The 12,719-nt window shown below is 64.0% G+C and carries 13 protein-coding genes and 1 pseudogene; 7 read left to right on the top strand and 7 right to left on the bottom strand.

Annotation, left to right across the window (positions count from 1 at the left end; translation table 11 throughout):
- Positions 1–709 precede the first annotated feature (709 nt).
- The 3 genes and pseudogenes from ACX80K_RS15475 to ACX80K_RS15465 all read left to right on the top strand — a co-directional run bounded on the left by ACX80K_RS15475 (position 710) and on the right by ACX80K_RS15465 (position 2,859).
- Positions 710–1,321 (top strand): TetR/AcrR family transcriptional regulator, encoded by a 612-nt coding sequence (locus ACX80K_RS15475; RefSeq protein WP_459272789.1) that lies wholly within the window; start codon positions 710–712, stop codon positions 1,319–1,321.
- Positions 1,322–1,579: 258 nt separating this feature from the next.
- A pseudogene (locus ACX80K_RS15470) lies at positions 1,580–1,756 on the top strand (DUF3060 domain-containing protein); the annotation flags it as partial.
- Between the two features lie 272 nt (positions 1,757–2,028).
- Positions 2,029–2,859: a GAF domain-containing protein gene (locus tag ACX80K_RS15465; protein WP_459272788.1), complete on the top strand. Its 831-nt coding sequence runs from the start codon at positions 2,029–2,031 to the stop codon at positions 2,857–2,859.
- A gap of 79 nt (positions 2,860–2,938) precedes the next feature.
- Here ACX80K_RS15465 and ACX80K_RS15460 read toward each other — a convergent pair whose 3' ends face one another.
- Entirely contained in the window at positions 2,939–3,142 is a 204-nt protein-coding gene (locus tag ACX80K_RS15460) for an ANTAR domain-containing protein (RefSeq protein WP_459272786.1), read from the bottom strand.
- 48 nt (positions 3,143–3,190) lie between these two features.
- Between ACX80K_RS15460 and ACX80K_RS15455 the strand changes: the two genes are divergently transcribed.
- The 3 genes from ACX80K_RS15455 to ACX80K_RS15445 all read left to right on the top strand — a co-directional run bounded on the left by ACX80K_RS15455 (position 3,191) and on the right by ACX80K_RS15445 (position 4,815).
- On the top strand, positions 3,191–3,424 hold the full coding sequence (locus ACX80K_RS15455; protein WP_459272785.1) for a hypothetical protein: 234 nt from the start codon (positions 3,191–3,193) through the stop codon (positions 3,422–3,424).
- Positions 3,425–3,593: 169 nt separating this feature from the next.
- A complete protein-coding gene (locus tag ACX80K_RS15450) occupies positions 3,594–3,752 on the top strand; it encodes a hypothetical protein (RefSeq protein WP_459272784.1) in 159 nt (52 codons plus the stop codon).
- A gap of 103 nt (positions 3,753–3,855) precedes the next feature.
- The gene (locus ACX80K_RS15445; RefSeq protein WP_459272783.1) at positions 3,856–4,815 is read left to right on the top strand and encodes a DNA/RNA non-specific endonuclease; all 960 of its coding nucleotides are present in this window, start codon (positions 3,856–3,858) and stop codon (positions 4,813–4,815) included.
- A 34-nt stretch (positions 4,816–4,849) separates the two neighbouring features.
- Here ACX80K_RS15445 and ACX80K_RS15440 read toward each other — a convergent pair whose 3' ends face one another.
- The 6 genes from ACX80K_RS15440 to ACX80K_RS15415 form a co-directional block, all read right to left on the bottom strand.
- On the bottom strand, positions 4,850–5,590 hold the full coding sequence (locus ACX80K_RS15440; protein ID WP_459272782.1) for an SDR family NAD(P)-dependent oxidoreductase: 741 nt from the start codon (positions 5,588–5,590) through the stop codon (positions 4,850–4,852).
- A 152-nt stretch (positions 5,591–5,742) separates the two neighbouring features.
- A complete protein-coding gene (locus ACX80K_RS15435) occupies positions 5,743–6,648 on the bottom strand; it encodes an AAA family ATPase (RefSeq protein ID WP_459272781.1) in 906 nt (301 codons plus the stop codon).
- Complete coding sequence (locus ACX80K_RS15430) at positions 6,635–8,116, bottom strand: Mu transposase C-terminal domain-containing protein (protein ID WP_459272780.1); 1,482 nt, start codon at positions 8,114–8,116, stop codon at positions 6,635–6,637. The genes ACX80K_RS15435 and ACX80K_RS15430 overlap by 14 nt, the downstream gene beginning before the upstream one ends.
- A gap of 12 nt (positions 8,117–8,128) precedes the next feature.
- Positions 8,129–8,692: a recombinase family protein gene (locus ACX80K_RS15425; protein ID WP_459272779.1), complete on the bottom strand. Its 564-nt coding sequence runs from the start codon at positions 8,690–8,692 to the stop codon at positions 8,129–8,131.
- Between the two features lie 524 nt (positions 8,693–9,216).
- Positions 9,217–10,278, bottom strand: a complete 1,062-nt coding sequence (locus ACX80K_RS15420; protein ID WP_459272778.1) for an aldo/keto reductase — start codon at positions 10,276–10,278, stop codon at positions 9,217–9,219.
- Positions 10,279–10,330: 52 nt separating this feature from the next.
- The gene (locus ACX80K_RS15415; RefSeq protein ID WP_459272777.1) at positions 10,331–11,602 is read right to left on the bottom strand and encodes an MFS transporter; all 1,272 of its coding nucleotides are present in this window, start codon (positions 11,600–11,602) and stop codon (positions 10,331–10,333) included.
- A gap of 166 nt (positions 11,603–11,768) precedes the next feature.
- Between ACX80K_RS15415 and ACX80K_RS15410 the strand changes: the two genes are divergently transcribed.
- Complete coding sequence (locus ACX80K_RS15410; protein WP_459272776.1) at positions 11,769–12,674, top strand: helix-turn-helix domain-containing protein; 906 nt, start codon at positions 11,769–11,771, stop codon at positions 12,672–12,674.
- The last annotated feature ends 45 nt before the right edge of the window (positions 12,675–12,719 follow it).

Raw genomic sequence — 12,719 nt, 5'->3', positions numbered from 1 at the left:
AGCAGATCCAGCACGTCGTACTCGTCGACAAGGGTGTCCGCGATCCTCACGAAGGCGGCACTGACCCGGCCTGCGCGGGTGGTTATCTCCATGAACCCAATTTTAGGGCCCACCGCGCCGAAATCACGGGGTCGGGGGCGGCGTAAAAAGTTAGGAGGAACTAACCCGATTCGGTGATCATGCGGGCCGAATCAGGGTGCGCCGTGCATTCCCATGCTGGGCTGCCCGTGCACCGTCGCTCGATTGGCTCCGATGATCTTCTCGATGTCAGCGGGTGTAAGCTCCTGTGCCGTCAGATTTCGAGCACGTTCAGCACTGCCTACCGCCCGAATTACCTCGACCAGGACTTCCACCTCACACCTAGAAGCGCTGCCTGTGTCTGCGGCCCACATCCGGCGGTTCGGTTCCCATACGCCCTGGGCCATCCGCTTCAGATTTCTTAGAACAGCGGCCGTGAATTTCCATCGAAATCGCGGGCTTCTTGGATTTTCGTTGGTGTGTCCCTTGGTTGGATCCAGGGATGTGGTTGCCATGACCCACATCTGGGGGCGACCTTGGACCGACACGATGACGGGTCTCGCCATGCCGTAAATCCTGTCAGGGGTAACTGATGCCGGCCGTCGGTTCGGGAGTCTTTCCGGGATGTTCCATGCGTTTCATAGCCTGTGCACGGCATTGTCGGGGTATGAGCGAGACATACAGTACGGGTATGGCGAAGGTGCCGAAGTTGCAGCCGTTACGCGGTGGCGCTCTGGGAGGCACCCGGTCGGCAGTGCGCAAAGCGGTGGTCGGCGCCGTGGCGCAGCTCCTGCGGGATGGGGGTATTGCAGCGGTGACAATGCCAAGGACCGCAGACGCTGCCGGTATGTCACCGGCAACCCTCGACAAGTACTTCTCGGAGGCGGAGATCCTGATCCTGGCGTGGCGTGAGCAGCAGGTATCCCGCTATCTTGCCTACCTTCGCGGTCACGCAGTGCCGAGCGCTGATCCGATGGACACACTGCAAACGGTCCTCGAAGTCTACTCGGTGGTGTCCCAGCAATCTTCAACGCCGAACGCTCCGGCTGCTCGAGACGACATCACTCCGAGCGGGACTGCCGACGAGCACCAGCAGACGTATCTGACAGACCTCATCCAACAAGCTACCCACCAGGGTCTTGATACCGCCGCGTCGGGCCGCCGGATCAGGACCGACCTGAACGCCTCGCAGCTCGCAGCCTTCGCCTTGCACGCCGTACACAGCGCCGCATTCGCACCGACACCAGAAGCCGCACGAGCCCTCGCCCGCGTGATCGTCAACGAACTCACCGTCCGCGGATGAGATCACCCCGATACGGGGCGCCTGAAGCTTCTCCACAAATCAGGTGGCCGCAACTACACCAAATGCACCGCCGGCGGGTATCACACGAAGACTCGGGCAGTCTCAGTAACCGAGAAGGATTGGTACCTCACCGTGGTGCACCTCCTGCCCACCCGGGCACGGCACAAGCCTTCTCACGCTTCGTTAAGGCTTCGCCTGACAACAAAAGTGCTTGACCCATGAAAGTGGCAGGCACCCCCGTTCAAAGGCGACGGCAACACTGCCACAACAGGATCAGTGCCCGAGGTGAGCGTCGACGGAGACAACAACACCATCAAGGTCGAGGAGACCAGCGACATCAAGGTCGAAGGCGATGAGAACACAGTGACTTACGAGAGAGGCGACCCGGTCATTGAGACCGAAGGAAGCAACTCCGTCGCCGCCGCCGAACCCTGACCCTGGCCACAGTTAAGACAACTACCTCATCATTCCTGCCGTGGGTGACTCGTCCTACATTGCCCGCCTTTCGGGCAGTACCGCCCGAAGTTGCATCCCTCGCCCGGCTCGGACATATGCAGCAGGATCACGCAACAACTCGCCCTTCTGCGCTTTCGGCGGCTTCGCTTGCTACCGTAAATAGTAAGCATGCTGTTGAAGTGCTGGAGTGTTGATCGGCGACATGCGGTCGTGCAAGGACTGCGGTAGGCCGTGAGCCCGGAGGATTGATAGTGAGCACTGAAGCGCAGGTTCAGCGGATGCGGGAAGTACTCTCGACCACCCGGCTGAGCGTGGAGGATGTATGGATCAGCTATTACGGGGTCGGCGGAGCGATGTCCCAGTTCGAGATCGAGGCATACCTCGGCGGGCTGCTGATCCTGCCAATCGAGGAATGTGACCTGCTCGTCGAGGCGACGAATGACCTGCTCTCACAGGCAGAGACGAATCTGCGGATCCCACGATGCGACACAGAGGAGTCTTCCCAAGCGTCCAGAAATTCGCGCAGGGCCCTGGGGTCTGCGGGTGCGTTCCTGTTCACCGCGAAGGAGCAAGAGCAAGAACGCCTCGACGCTCTCACTCGGTCCCACCTCTTGGACACGGGGCCGGAGACACGGTTCGATCGGATTACCCAGGAAGCCAAGGACTACTTCCAGGTCAGCTCCTCGATCGTCGCGCTGATCGATGACCGACAGCAGTTCCTGAAGTCCGTCATCGGTCCGGTCCAGCAGAACATGCCGCGAGAAATCTCCTTCTGCAACGCCACGATCCGCAACGCGGGCCCTCTCATCGTCCCGGACGCGCTCGAGGACGACAGATTCAAGGTCAACCCCCTAGTTCTCGGCGAGCCATACATCCGCTTCTACGCCGGCTACCCGCTGCGCGGACCCGGCGGTTGGACGATCGGCACCCTGTGCGTCATCGATCAGAAGCCGCGCGACTACTCCCCGCGGGACGGCAGGAAACTGCGAACCCTCGCACGCCAGGTCGAAGCCGAGATCAATGGCCCGACACTCCTGCCCGACGAATCAGAGACCGACCCCACGCCGGAACCTGACCAGTAGCAGGCAGGCGCCCGACCCAAATCGAACACATGGATCAACCACACCATCAGGGGGTCGATGTGGCACCTGGCAGCGGGAGTCAGCTGTCGAAATGCGTCCGTACCGGGCCCGTCTGGCCCAAAGACACCAACACGTTTGAGGCGAGGTCCCGTAGCTTCACGTTCCGTCCGCTCGAGGCGGCACGCAGAATCTTGATCGCTTCGTCCTGGCTGCACCGGTTCTGCCCCATGATGACCCCGACTGCAAGGTCGATCGTGGTCCTGGATTCCATCGCCGTCCTCATATGCCGGGACGTATCGCTGAGCGTCGCGATCCGAACCGCAAGCCCTCCGTGGTGATCCAAGACGCCGGCGGTAACCCCACCACAAGTACTGCCCCGGTCACCCTCAGCCTCACCAACGCCGCCGGCGCCATTCTCACCTGCGCCCCAAACCCGAAACCGGCCGTCTCCGGAACCGCGGCATTCGCCGGGTGCAGGATCGACAGGCCCGGAACCTACACGCTCACCGCGACCTCCGGCACCCTCACCACCGCGGTCAGCACCACCATCACCATCGCGAGTTAGGAATCCTTGGTGACGTCGCGGATCTCACCGAATCGCAAAAGCGGACTCTCATCCTCCCGAGTCTGAGGCGCTTCCCAGGGTGGTCCGTCAGCTCCAGTCAGCACCAGTCAGCACTGCGCCCCTGGAGCTGCTGTTGTCCTCAACCGTGGTGGAACCTACGGTCTGACTCATGAATAGAAGCGTGCTGCGCAGCGTCATCATCGGAGTCATCGTGGGAGCTGTACTGGGGGTGCTCCTCTTCCGGGGAATCGGCCCCATCGTCGGCATCATCATGGGCGGATGTCTGGGCTACGCGTTCCACCTCGCCGCCCAGAGGAACAATAAATAGCCAGCACGGGCACCCGGCGCCCCTCGCCGCGTGCCCGATGAACGGCATGCGCCTTGCTGGACGCGTTCATCCACCTGTCACCTGCCGCTGATACCTTCAGCCGATGGACGCCACCCTGCCCGACCCCCGCATCACCACCACTGCTGCGACTGCTGCGACTTCCGCGACTTCCGCGACTTCCGCGACTGTCGAGAACCTCTCGGACCGTGAGGGCTTCGACGAGGACTTCCTGAGTCGCCGGGTACCGATCCCAACGCTGGACGACGTCGAGACGGTCCTGCTGCCCTATACCCATTTCTCGGTGCTGATGCGGCTGGACAAGCGCCTGGCAGCCATCACCGCACTTGGCATCGACGGGGCGAAACTCCTGAACCTCGACCGGTCCGGCATTGACTGGCGCCTCGACCCGCGCCTGGCCGAGGACCAGCAGACCGGGGAACGGGTCTACGCGAACAATGAGATTGACCGCGGGCACCTCGTCCGCCGGGCCTCCGCGGTCTGGGGTGACACCCGCGCTGAGGCAGCGCAGGCGAACGAGGACACCTTCCACTACACCAACGCCGCCCCGCAGGCCGCGACGTTCAACCAGGGCCTCGAGCTCTGGCTGGGCCTGGAAACCTACCTGCTGGAGAACGCCGCCGACCATGGCCGGCGATTGGTCGTCTTCACCGGCCCGATCTTCAGCGACCAGGATCCCGTGTACCGGGGCGTGGACATCCCGCTGCGGTTCTTCAAAGTCGCGGTGTTCCTGGTGGGCGGATCTCTGGCCGCTACGGGCTACGTCGTGGACCAGACGCCGCAACTGAAGGACCTACCGGACGTGCCGAAGCCGGGCGCTGTGGACGACGGGGATGAGGGGGACGCTCCCCCGCTGGGCCCGTTCCGCACCTTCCAGGTGCCAGTTCGGGACATCGCCGCTCTGACCGGCCTGGATCTGGCACAGCTGATCGCCGTGGACCGGATGCCGATTGCTACTGCGCTGCCGAGCGCGCGGGTCACGTCGGCCTGGCGGGAGCTCATCAGCCCGGAGTGTCTCGACCTGGACTTTGACCTGAGGAGCTAGTCGCACCCCGTGTTTCCCGCCGGGGCGAGGCTCTCTACCCAGACGAGTCATTTTCCTTCTTCATGAAGTAGTCCACCCCGGTGTAGCCCCCGTCGGCGACGATCGTTGCTCCCGTGATGAAGGATGCGGAGTCGCTGAGCAGGAAGGAGACGATGCCGGCGATGTCGCTAGGTCTTCCATTTCGACCCAGGGGTGTGAGGCCGGCCGCTTCGTAGGGTTCGGCCAGGATGCCGGAGTCGACCCATCCCGGACTCACGGCGTTGACGCGTACACCATGGGGGCCGAGCACGTTGGCCAGACTCCGGGTGACCGACAGAAGAGCTGCCTTGCTGGCCGAGTAGGCGATGCCGCGGAACGACCCCACCGATGCGTCCGTACTGGCGATGTTCACGATGCTCCCACCTGCCGGCATGTGGAGGCCGATCTCCCGGGCGAGGATGAGAGGGGCCGTGACGTTCACCTCGAACGACCTGTCCCAGGCGTCGAGGCTGAGCGCTTCGAACGGTTCCTTTTCCAGAAGCCCGGCGTTGTTGACCACGGCATCGAAGGAAAATTCGTCACGGATTCGAAGAGCGAAATGCTGCACCCCGGCCCGATCAGCGAGGTCGAGGCGGCGTATCTCCACTCCGTGCGTACGTCGGAGAATGTTCGCTTCGTCGAGGCTCGTGTTGTAGGTCGCGACCACCCTCCAGTCCCGCTCCGCGAGGTGTTCGGTGATGGCTCGACCGATTCCTCGCGCTGCGCCGGTAATGAGGACGGTGCGTTGGCGTGTCATCGTATTGCCTCCACCTTGATCTCGTAGCGAGGAATCGCATGATGGGCGGCGGAGACCGGCGCTGCCGAGCGCATGAGCATATCCGCCACCGAGGCCCTCTGGTAAAGGTCGCTTGTGAGTCGCAGCGGTGAATGGCGTGGTTCTCGCAATGGTTAATGGCCGATGAGGAGTGTTTCGCGGGCGGCGTCGACGACTTCGGGTGTGAGGGTGTCGAGCTTATTGATGGCCTGAATGCGTTCGATTTGTGTGGTGAGCCGATCGACGAGTCGGAAGTTCCCGCCGGTAATTCGGACGATGGTCGCGATCGCGGTGGTGTGAGCGATCGGGTCGGCGGTCGTGCTGTTGGCCGGAAGTCGTTGAGTCAGGACAGCGGTGAGTTCATCGGGTGTGAGTGGCCGGTATTCATGGGCGAAGCCGATGCGGCTATAGAGCTGCGGGTATCGGGCAAGTCTCTTCTCGATGCCGGGCATACCGATGAAAAGTACGCCCATGTGGTGGCGGTCGAAGTAGTCACGGACTTGTTCGAGGCCGGCAGTCTTGAGGCGGTCGGCTTCATCGATGATCAGTAGTTCGGTGCGGCCGCTGGAGCGAGACTCGGTATGAACGTAGGGGTCGACGGCGCCGTGCTCGGCGTAGTCGACCGCGAACGAAATTTGTTGGCAGGCCTTCGGGAGCCCGGTGTCGATCTGCCGGACGGTAGCGGCGACGGTAGGAGTGAAGAACGCTGTGCGTGCTTCAAGGGCCCGGGGCGGGACGGAGCCGGACTGGTCAGTAAACGCCGTGTGCCATTGTTCCCAATCATCAACGGCAGCGTAATGCCTTGCGGAGAGGGTCTTTCCGATGCCGGGTGGCCCCCAGCAGAGTCCGATGTAGCGGTGGGTGCGAACGGCGTCAGCGAACTCGGTGAAGCGTCGGTGCTCACGGGTGCTTAGGAACGGAGGCCGGGTCGGTAGCGGTGGGGCGTCGTCGTTGACCTCACCGAAGTCGCCGGTCAGGAAGCGGCGGCCATCGTCGTTCTTACCGAAAAGGACCGTGGGCTTGGTGCTAATCGGTCGCATAGAGGCGCAATCTGTTTCGTCGTGGAGTTGCCTCCACGTGCGGCGGGGCTGGGGTCGGTTCCGCGTCAATCGAGTCAGTCAGCCCAATCGAGTCGGATGGGTTGATCGGGATGTAGCGGGTATCGGTGGGTAGTGCGTCGGCGAGGCTGCGGCGTTGCCGGAGTTGCTGTTTGAGTTCACGCCGTCGTGTGGAGCGGGCGGCCCGGAGTTCTTCCAGGGAGACGGATGCGGCGGCGAGTTCAGGGGCAATGGCACGGCACAGGTACTCATTGTTGAAGTAGACGCGGATTTCCCCAACGTCGCGAGGGTTGAAACGCACGGTCACGTGCTCACCGACGTAGGCGGCGAGGACAGGTGAGATGTAGCGGGTGGAGGCAAACTGCACGCCGTCGCGCTGCACTTTTCGGGTGGCGGCCGCGGTCAGCAGGAGCAGGTCCAGGTCGTCGGGTCGGGCGGGGCTGCGAGGGATGAATCCGGCGGAGGCCCACCGGTGCGCGGGGGTGTCGCCAGTTTGGGAGTGCTTGCGCTGGTTGTAGTCGGTGACGATGAAGCGTTCGAGGATCCCATCGAGATCCTCGAGGTTCAGCGCCGGCGGAGAGACTGGTTTGCCGTTCATGCCGTGGGGGATGTGTCCGGGCAGGTGCGGCAGCAGTTCGGTGGCGATGGTGCCGTAGAAGCGTTCGATCTTCCCGCGGCCCTGCGGGACGGCGACCCGTGAGTGGATGAGTTGGATGTGGGTGTCGAGGCAAACCTGTTCGAGTCGGGCGGAGGTGAAGTCCGAGCCGTGGTCGCTGTAGAGGACATCGGGCAGCCCGGATACAGGCCAGGCGGGATTTGCCTTGCGGTTCACGGCCTGATGCAGCGCCAGGGCGGTCCGCTCGGCGGTTGGGGCACCAAGGAACACGGTGTAGCCGGCGATGGCTCTCGAGTAGTCATCGAGCACCACGGTCAGCCATGGCCGGACCGGGTCGCCGGCCTTATCGAGGATCATGACGTCTAGCAGCGTGTGATCGGCTTGCCACTGCTCATTGGGGTGGTTCGCGGTCCGGCGAAAGACCAGTTCGAACGTGTCCCGGTACGCGGCGTCCCCGTGGTGGGCGAGGGTCCAAAGGCCTGGGTCGATGCCAGCGATGATCGCGCGGACGGTGGAGTAACTGGGTGCCGGGAGCCCGCGGTCGCGGGCGATGTCGGTGACGCGCCGATGGACGAACGCTTTGCTGGGTTCCGGCCGGCGAAGCGCCAGACCCTCAATCGCCTCCACGAGTTCTGCGGGAAGGTGTCTTGTGCCGAGGTCACACCGTCGGGCTGGTTGCAGACTGGTTGACGACGGATCGGCGCGATAGCTGGTGGCCCAGCGGCTCAATGTGCGGAGCGGAACCCCTGACTCCGCGGCGATACGAGTCCATGGGATGCCCTGGTCGTGCTGGTGCAGCAGGTCGATCTTGTCCTGGACGCTGCGCCGCACCACGGCAGTCCGCCCTTATGCCCTGACGTCTTCGCCGAGGTGGCGGTAGATCGTCCCGCGGGAAACCCCGAACGTCTCCGCGATCTGCTGCACCGTGTATGTCTTCTCGTCATACATTGCCCGGGCCTGCCGGATCTTCGTCGCGCTCATCTTGATCCGGCCACCGCCTTTACGGCCGCGGGCCCGGGCCGCAGCCAGACCGTCCTTTGTGCGTTCCACGATGAGGTCGTGTTCGAACTCCGCGATCGCCGCGAGCATATGGAAGAACAACCGCCCACCAGGGGTCGTCGTATCAATGCCCTGCGAGAGAGCCCTCAACCCGACGCCTCGCTTCTCGAGCCCGTCGACGACTTCCTTCAGGTTCCGCACCGACCAACCAAGCCGGTCGAGCTTCGTCACGACGAGGGTGTCCCCGGCGCGCAGGTAGTCCAGCGCATCACCGAGGGCGGGACGTTTCGCGAGGACACCGGAGGCGTGCTCGATGAAGACCTTCTCGCACCCGGCGGCTTCGAGCACGTCGGTCTGACCGTCGAGATTCTGCTCCCGGGTCGACACGCGTGCATATCCGACAGCTCTCATGGCCCGAACTGTATCGCGAACGTCGGTGGCAGTACATAGCTCTCGGACACGGCCCATGGAACACGGCGCGCCGTTTCTGGCACTCTCGCTGTCGGTTCTCGCAGTCGTCTGCACAGATACTCAAAGTCCCCTGCACGAGCGAAGGGCCACCCCATTCGCTCGTTGTGGACGATGCCGGCACCGAATTCGGCACCGTCGCGATGAGGCGCCTGGGTCGGCAAGGGTGCGAGTTCGATGACGCACGTGCCGCCGACGAGTGCGACCTCAGCGCGCACCACGACCGCGCCAATGCCGTCAATGAGGTGTTGGCCGACGCCGCGGCCGGTTGCCGGCGGAGCCCGTGCAACGCGCGCAAACGCTACCGCCCTCTGTCCGACGGTCTAGAACCGGTACACAAGAGCGAAACGCTCGCACCCCGGAATGACGCCCGTTTGGTGGAGTCGAATAGTACGAAGGACGATCAACGGCACCCGGCGTGAGGGTTGGGGCTGCCCAGTCCTAACACTGGGCAGCCTCCGCTTCTCCTAGTGGTCGAATAGCTCGCCGAGTCCTTGTGCGCTGGAATCGATGTAGCGGGCGACCTGCAGTGTGCCGAACGGTCCGTAGGGGTAGTCGCCGGGTGTCGGGGCGCTGGCCTCGTTCAAGGCGGCGGTGTCGGCAGGGTCGAGGGTAAGGTCGGCGCCGGCGAGGTTGTTATCGAGTTGGGTAAGGCTGCGTGCTCCGACGATCGGTGCGGTGACGGCGGGCTGGTTGGCAGTCCAGCTGATGGCGACCTGGCTGGGTGTCGCATCGATGCGTTCGGCGATCGACTTCACCGTCTCGATCGTGCTCCAATTGCGGTCCTTAGACGCATAGTCGGCGGAGGCGTGCTCGTAGACCGGGTTGCCCGATCCGGCGCGGGTATCGGGTGACGCCGTGGCGTCACGCTGGTACTTGCCCGTCAAGTAGCCACCAGCGAGCGGCGACCACGGCAGCAAGCCGATTCCGTTGTGGAGAGCGGCGGGAATCACCTCCCACTCGATTTCGCGGGAGAGCAGGCTGTACTGCTGCTGCAGGGTGACCGGCAGGCTCACGCCCATGGCATTCGCGGTGGATAGGACGAGCTGCAGTTGCCAGCCGGTGAAGTTCGACAGACCGATGTAATGGATCTTCCCGGCGTGCACGGCGTCGTCGAGGAACGACAGGGTCTCTTCGACCGGGGTGATCGGGTCCCAACCGTGCAGCTGGTACAGGTCGATGGTGTCGACCTGGAGGCGGCGGAGGGATGCTGTCAGGGCTCGGTCGAGGTGGCGGCGGGAGAGGCCGACGTCGTTGACGCCCGGTCCGGTCCCGAAGCGACCTTTGGTGGCCAGAATGACCTTGTCGGTGAAGTCGTCGGGGCGGCTGGCGAACCAGCGGCCGATGACGGATTCGGACTCGCCGCCGCCGTAGACGTTGGCGGTGTCGATGAAGTTGCCGCCGGCGCCGAGGAATGCATCGAGGATGGCGTGCGAGTCGACTTCGGAGGTGTCGTCGCCAAAGCCCATCGTGCCGAGCGCGATGTTCGAAACCGAGAGGCCGGAGTTGCCGAGTGTGCGGTACTGCATGAGTGGTGCTCCTTCGTCGTCATACGGGTATGGATGGAAAAGTTCGTGAAAGCTACGCCTCGACGGCAGTGGGCTCCGAGACTGTCGGTGCGACTGTGGTTCCGGTGGGGGCGGTGTCCGCTGCGGTCGGTGCTGCGTTGTGTCGGTCGGCGCGGGTGGTGGCGAGGATCGCGAGTGGGATCAGGCCGATGGCGACCATGATGGCTCCGACCACTTCGGGGCCGACGACACCGACGTCGGATTCGAGGGCCTGTCCAGCGACGAACGAGCCGGCGGCTATGCCCAGATTGAAGGCGGAGACAGCGATCGCCGCGGCCAGCGTCGGAGCGGTGCTGGCGAACTTCACCGCGAGGGATGTCGCGACCGGGGGAACACTCATTCCGGCGACTCCGAGCACCACCACGAGCATGATGGTTGCTACAGGGTTCACCGACAGTGGGATGAGCAGAGCGAGCACGGTGGTGCCGATGATTGCGGCACCGATAAAAGTTCGGACCGGGTTGCGGTCACCGAGGCGTCCACCGAGGTTCGTTCCCACAAGGGAGCCGATTCCGAGGCCCACGAGGACGAGCGGGACTGCCCAAGAGGGGAGCCCGGTGCGGTCGGTGAGTAGTGGCGAGATGTAGCTGAATGCGGCCATGACGCCGCCGGTGACTGCGGCGGTGGCTAGCACGAGCAGCCAGATGCGGCCGCTGCGGAATGCTTGCAGTTCCCGGGTCATCGATGCTGGGGCCTGTTGGGTGTCGGCGGGGGCGAACCGTCCGATGACAGCGGCAGCGATCACGGCGAGGATCGCGAGGGACCAGAATGCGCCGCGCCAGCCGATCAGCTGGCCGACGAGTGCGCCGAGCGGCACACCGGCGACGGTCGCGAGTCCGACTCCGCTCATCATCACCCCGAGGGCGCGTGAGCTGAGAGCGGCGCCGGCGGCGGTCATCGCCACGACGGAGGCGACCGACCAGAACGCGCCGGTTGCGAGGGCGGCGGCGATGCGAGCGATCAGCGCGATCTCAAAGGAGACGCTGAGGGCTCCGACGATGTGGCTGGCAGCAAATACCAGTAGCGCGAGAACGAGGGTGAGGCGGCGGGGTAGGCGCAGGGTGGCGATCGCCATGACCGGGGCGCCGACGATCATGCCGAGGGCGAAAACGGTGATCAGCAGCCCGACCTGGGCGAGGCTGACCCCGAAGTCGGCGGAGATCTCGGGCAGCAGTCCGGCGATGATGTACTCGGTCGTGCACATCAGAAATGTGCCAAGAGCGAGCAGCGGCACAACCGCGGGAAGTTTCTGCCGATTCCCGGCGCCGAGTGTGGTGTGGGTCATGGTGATGTCGGTCCTTCTGATCGTGGACAGGGTGGGTATGCCGACGACGACAGTGACGTGCGAACACAATCAAGACAACCCGGTCGGATCGGGACAAAACAGTCACGGGTTATCCGTGTACTGGCAGGGAATGGCTACCCATACATGCCGGTCGTACTGTGAGGGCATGGACACGCACAACGACATCCGGGAGTTCCTGACCTCCCGCCGTGCGCGGCTCACGCCCGAACAGGTCGGTCTGCGCTCCTACGGACGCCGCCGCGTACCGGGCCTCCGTCGTGATGAGGTCGCCCAACTGGCCGAGATCAGCGTCGAGTACTACAGCCGCCTCGAGCGCGGAAGCCTCAAAGGCGTTTCCGAAAGCGTGCTCGTCTCCCTTAGCCACGCCCTGCGCCTCGACGACACCGAAGAACGCCACCTGCGCGACTTGATGCGCACCGCCGACACACACATCCGTCCAGCCCGTCCTCGCGCCAAACCCACCGGGGTCCGTCCGTCGGTGCAGCGGATGCTCGACGCGATGACGACTATCCCCGCGGTGGTTCAAAACAGCCGACTCGACATGCTCGCCACCAATCAGCTCGGCCGCGCCTTCTACCTCGACCACTGGGACAACCCCACCGGCAAGGCCAACCACGCCCAATTCATCTTCCTCGACCCCCGAGGACGCGATTTCGCCCCCGACTGGAACGCTGCCGCCACCGACGTCGTCGCCCTCCTCCGTGCCGCCGCCGGCCGCGACCCTCTCGACAAAGACCTCTCCGACCTGATCGGAGAACTCTCCACGCGCAGCGATGAATTCCGCGCACGCTGGGGCGCCCACAATGTGCTGCAACAAAAAGCCGGCGCGAAACTCATTCGCCACCGCATCGTCGGCGAACTCACCGTCGACTTCGACGTGCTCGAACTCGTCGCCGCCCCCGGCATGATGCTGTACACCTACAGCGCAACGCCCGGCAGCCCATCCGAAGACGGGTTGCGGCTCCTCTCGACTTGGGCCGCATCAAACACGACGTTGCTCCCAACTACCCCTCGTCACATAACCGGGAATCGAAACGTTCACGCACCGTAGAATAAGTGAACAGTTACGTGACGGTCGGCGGCGTCATCTCATGAT

The sequence above is a fragment of the Arthrobacter sorbitolis genome (assembly GCF_054510995.1).
Note: the sequence above shows the minus strand (reverse complement) of the source record. Positions and strands in the feature narration are given on the sequence as shown.